The organism is Methylobacterium trifolii, assembly GCF_022179685.1.
Taxonomy (GTDB): Bacteria; Pseudomonadota; Alphaproteobacteria; order Rhizobiales; family Beijerinckiaceae; genus Methylobacterium; species Methylobacterium trifolii.
In genome coordinates this window covers 1-2431 of sequence record NZ_BPRB01000052.1, presented here as the reverse complement: position 1 = coordinate 2431, position 2431 = coordinate 1, and the positions used below count along the sequence as shown (strand labels likewise).

General features: G+C 64.5%; 2 protein-coding genes. Both read right to left on the bottom strand.

Annotation, left to right across the window (positions count from 1 at the left end; all coding sequences use genetic code 11):
- Positions 1–162: 162 nt before the first annotated feature.
- A complete protein-coding gene (locus tag COGEMETH_RS04495) occupies positions 163–372 on the bottom strand; it encodes a cold-shock protein (RefSeq protein WP_238181411.1) in 210 nt (69 codons plus the stop codon).
- Between the two features lie 761 nt (positions 373–1133).
- A complete protein-coding gene (locus tag COGEMETH_RS04490; RefSeq protein ID WP_238181410.1) occupies positions 1134–1343 on the bottom strand; it encodes a helix-turn-helix domain-containing protein in 210 nt (69 codons plus the stop codon).
- Positions 1344–2431 lie beyond the last annotated feature (1088 nt).

The following is a 2431-nucleotide window of genomic DNA, read 5'->3' as shown; positions in this document are numbered from 1 at the left end:
GACACGACACGCCCCGCCGCCGGGCAGATCACCGAACGGCGGGGCGTGTCGTGTCCACACGACGGAGCCGATACGCAACGCGGCTCGGAAGGGAGGGTGGCCTAAGGATCGTTAGCCGAGGCGCAACGACCGGTGCTCATCTCGGTCCCAGAACGGGAGCGCTCAGGCGCTCTGCAGATTGCCGGCGCTTTCCTTGCCGCTCCGCTTGTCGTTTTCCACGTCGTAGGAGACCTTCTGGCCTTCGATGAGGTTGCGCATCCCGGCGCGCTCGACCGCGGAGATGTGGACGAACACGTCCTTGTTGCCCTCGTCGGGCTGAATGAAGCCGTAGCCTTTGGTCTCGTTGAACCACTTCACAGTGCCGGTTGCCATCGCAGTGTCCTAGTCGTCATCGGCGCGCCAACGCGGCGTGCCGTGACGTTCGAACTGGCGGCCTTGGCTGGCTGTTCCGTGGAGTTGGCTCTCAGCCTTCGGCCCCTTCCTTTTTCTAGACGGGAAAAACTCTGCTGGAGTGGCCTACTGCCTGCGTCAGGTGGTGTCCGCCCGGTCCTGCCGAGCCGTTGCCCTCCACGCTGCGTTCTATGCTTGGCGCACGCCGGGCTCGTACGGAGGCGCCACCGTCACACCGTCACACCGCCGACGTCTGCGGACGTCTGTTGGATGGGCTGCCGTGCCTCCTCGCGCAGGCTGTCGACCCGCAGGCCGCTCCGGCGCGCCTGAGCGACACTCGCAAGCGGGAAGGCGCCAGCGGCCACGAGCGTAACGAAGGCGGTCAGGATCACAGTGCCGGTCACAGGGCGGCCTCAGCCGCGGGTCGGCTTCTCGCTGCGGTTGAGCCAGACCGCGAAGGCGCCGAGCACGATGCCGCCCAGGGGCAGCATGGCGAGGCTAAGAAGCTGAAGGGTCGTCATCGGGGAGCCGATCCAGTGCGCGCCGTGCGAAGTAATGTAGGCCCCCGCTGACGAACCAACAACCTGCGGTGAGAACCAGGAACAACCAGAAGGCGGGCCCGTCCTCTGGATGCGGACGCGCGCTGTTGAAGAGCGGCGCGAAGCCACCGACCGCGAACACGGCCACGGCGAGGCTGTTGAGATAAGCCGCCGAGAGCTTGGTCTTCTCGGTCTCCCTTGGGCTCATGGCCCCTTCCGCTCGCGGAACCGGATGCCGGCCCCGCCCCCGTTCTCAGGGATGAACTCCAGGCCAGCCTCCTCGAACACCCGCCGCAGCAGTTCCAGCGTCGATCTCTTCGCCTCGCCGTTCTCGGCCCGGTTCAGAGTGTTTCGATGCAGCCCCGTTTTCTTGGCGATCTGAGGGTTCGACCACCCGAGTGCGGCCTTGGCCATGCGGATTTGTTCCTCAGTCAGAGTAGGGGCAGGCGAACCGGCATCCGCTCTCATATGCTTGTAGCACCAAAATGTGTTGATAGCACAATCAGAGTACTGTTAGCACTAAAACGGGTTGCGGTCCATGTCCCTCGTCTCCTTCCTCACCCACATCGACCGGGACGCGCGGCATCAGGCTCGGATGAGCGTGAGCCTTCGTTCCGCCTCGGCCGGGCACTCGCGCGGTCCGATCGCCACTGAGCGTCAAGGGTTTTGACGCACTCAGCGTGCTTCAAAAACGCAGAAGCCCGCCGCCGCGAACCGGGCGGGCTTCGCTCATTTTCGGTCGGCTCGGTCAGCGGGTCTTGGTGCCAAGCTTCGTGCTGATCGTCCGGCCGCCCCCGCGACGCATAGAGCGCTTCATCGTCGAGCGCTTCATCATCCGGACCGGAGTGACTGCGTCGCCCGACTGGAACAGGCTCGGATTAGGGCTAGGGGTCGCTGCGGTCGCGACGCCTGCGGACATCAGAACAATACCGAAAGCGGCTGCAACGGCAGACGACAGACAAGGAGCGTTGGTCATCGACGTATTATCCATTGCAGCACCGGGTCGATGCCGCATTAGTAATTGGACCCTTGCTCACGTAGTTCCTGGAACTGAGTTGTGCTTCGACGAAGAAGGCCGCCGCGGTCAGCGCCGGGCGGCCTTCTGACCAAATCACCCTCGTTGAGCGCGAGGCCGTTCGATCTACTTGCCGCTTGGCGCGGCGCCGCTACCCGTCGAGGCATTGCCGCCCGTACTCCCACCCGGTGCTCCCTTCGTAGCAGTCGAGGGACCGCCACTGGCGCCTGCCGCGGGGGAGCCAGCAGGTGATGTCGAGCCGGAAGGAGCAATCTTCGATCCACCGCCCGAAGCACTGTTCTCATTGACCGTGCCGCCCGCGGACGGGCCCGCTCCTGGGTTACCGGGACCACCGTTCGAAGTGCCACCTTGTGCGATGGCGACGCCGCCAAGCGGAAGAGTCAGACAAACGGCGAGCGCTATGGACTTGAATGACATTATGTTTCCTCCAGGGTCGTTTCTGGAGGTGTGAACCGCTCCGGGTTTC